This is a genomic window from Aliivibrio sp. S10_S31, from assembly GCF_014694495.1.
Taxonomy (GTDB): domain Bacteria; phylum Pseudomonadota; class Gammaproteobacteria; order Enterobacterales; family Vibrionaceae; genus Aliivibrio; species Aliivibrio fischeri.
Map to the genome: position 1 here is coordinate 1 of NZ_JAAUWR010000051.1, position 2,366 is coordinate 2,366.

The 2,366-nt window shown below is 35.5% G+C and carries 3 protein-coding genes; all 3 read left to right on the forward strand.

Features of this window, described 5'->3' with window-relative positions; all coding sequences use genetic code 11:
- Positions 1 to 155: 155 nt before the first annotated feature.
- The 3 genes from HC728_RS19385 (at position 156) to HC728_RS19395 (ending at position 2,362) form a co-directional block, all read left to right on the forward strand.
- On the forward strand, positions 156 to 1,139 hold the full coding sequence (locus tag HC728_RS19385) for a hypothetical protein (protein ID WP_190395955.1): 984 nt from the start codon (positions 156 to 158) through the stop codon (positions 1,137 to 1,139).
- Positions 1,140 to 1,280: 141 nt separating this feature from the next.
- On the forward strand, positions 1,281 to 1,751 hold the full coding sequence (locus tag HC728_RS19390; protein ID WP_065623197.1) for a GNAT family N-acetyltransferase: 471 nt from the start codon (positions 1,281 to 1,283) through the stop codon (positions 1,749 to 1,751).
- Between the two features lie 134 nt (positions 1,752 to 1,885).
- A complete protein-coding gene (locus HC728_RS19395) occupies positions 1,886 to 2,362 on the forward strand; it encodes an HAD family hydrolase (RefSeq protein WP_141676981.1) in 477 nt (158 codons plus the stop codon).
- The last annotated feature ends 4 nt before the right edge of the window (positions 2,363 to 2,366 follow it).

Consider the following 2,366-nt stretch of genomic DNA (forward strand, 5'->3'; position numbering starts at 1 on the left):
TAAAGCGAAGCGTTGACAAAGATCGTGTAACAAAGCAATCAACACGATGCTAATTACACTCGGCATTCGCGGTTTAGAGTGTAATTGGTTTGGAAAGTCAGTCGTTCGCACGTGTTATTGCGGCGTTATACCCTATATTAAAAAAGGATAATATATTGAAAATATTACCAAATGAGTTTAAACCAGCTCATGATTTATGTTTTTTAATTCATGATATTATGGTTGAGCTTTTGAAGTCAGGAGGTGAATCACAGGCGTTTAATCAGACCTTTGAGTTAACACAAAATGAAGTCGAATCATTAGATAAAAGTGAAGACCACATTATCGATTGGTTGAATGAAAATGAAAAGTATAAAGAAAGTTCTTTGGTCATTAGATCAACGGTTTTACCTGCACTTTTATCTGATATGCTTCATTGTGTATATGAAGCAATGAAAGCCTCAGAAAAAGGTAAATTAACAATTTCATATATGTTAATAAGAAAACCAATTCAGGAAAGTCTTTTTGTTCTAGAATCTATGATTTTGGATCATGAACAGTTTATTAAAGATTTCGCCAACGACCAAAAAAAGTTATCGCCAAGTAGTGCTGGTGGTATCGAAGGTCATACTAAGCGTATAGCTAATGTTTTAGACAAGCTAAAATTAAATACTATTCTTAGTCCTGAATATATAGCTCAATTAAGATACTCAAAAGCAAGTGAAGATAGTTTTGATGGTGTCTGCAATAAAGCAATGCACTTATTTACGTCACATAAATCCATAAAAACGGAAAGCCAAAATATTAATTTTATTTTTGCTAAAGGTGAACAATTCCCGTCTCTATGGGCATATTTTTACAGTCGACTACCTTATTTATTATATTACATATATCAACTGGTTGAGTTCATTTGCGCTGAAATAGCTCCAACATCAAATAATTACTTGTTGCATATGCAAAGGTGGGTTTCTTCCAAATACATCGTTGCATTTCCATTTGTTGAAGACCAATATCAATGTAAGCATATTGATAATTTGAATTTAAGTTTTTTAATATGGTTGAATAACGACTGTATAAAATATGGTTATGAAGGCTTGGAAAAAGTGGATTTAGTTAAGCTTTCGTTGTCAGGTATATATGATGACGTTGGGCGGGTATAACAAATGCATCAACACGATTTACTACACTCGGCATCTCAGGTTGCCGGGTGTTTCTCGTTTTAAGGCGTCAATATTAAGTATAATTGCATGGTAGTAAACGTGTTATGCAGGCGTTATGAGAATTAAGGGATAATTTTAAATATGGATATTAAAATAGATGATTTGAATGGCGGTGAAGTTGTTCAGTTATTAAAAGAACACCTGGAAGATATGTATGCAACGTCTCCTCCTGAAAGTGTGCACGCTTTAGATGTCAGCGCTCTAAAAGTACCCGAGATTACGTTCTTTAGCTGCTGGAAAGGTGAGCAGTTATTAGGTTGTGCAGCAATTAAGGAATTGGATTCAAATCATGCGGAACTGAAGTCAATGAGAACCTCTAATCATGCGCGAAATTTGGGTGTAGGTACGCTTCTTCTCAATCATGTATTAAATGTTTCATCGGATAGGGGTTATAAGAAAATTAGCTTGGAAACCGGTTCACAAGAGTTCTTCAAACCAGCTCGTAATCTCTATGAAAAATTTGGTTTTCAATACTGTGATCCCTTTGCTGATTACAAACCTGATCCACACAGCCAATTTATGTCGTTCACACTGGGTGAGACATTCTCATAACAAATGCATCAACACGATTTGCTACACTCGGCGTTGTCAGTTTGTCTTTAGTTTCAGTGATTAAGGCAGTAAAATTCAGCTTGGTTTGCATAGTAGCAAACGTGTTATGCAGGCGTTATATGCAAGGAGGCATTATGAGAAAAGCTTATCTGTTCGATTGGGGTGACACTTTAATGGTCGATTTTCCAAATACTCAAGGAAAAATGTGTAATTGGGAAACAGTTCAAGCTGTAGATGGTGCTTTGGAAATGTTAGCTTCGTTATCCCAGAAAGGACATTTGCTTTATGTGGCAACTGGTGCTGATGATTCCAGTGTTCAGGATATTGAATTGGCATTTGAACGAGTAGGGTTGTCTCAATTCATTTCAGGCTATTTCTGTAAGTCAAATATTGGTTTATCAAAAGGTAGTTCTGAATTTTATCAAAGAATAACGAATAAGTTAGGTGTTGAACCTAGTCAACTTACAATGGTTGGTGATTCACTTGAAAAAGACGTTATTTCAGCGATAGAGGCTGGTTTAAATGCGGTTTGGTTTAACCCTCGAGGTTTGGAAAAAGAAAGTCACTCCAATTTTAGAACGATCTCTCAGCTTCATGAGTTAAGCATATAACAAA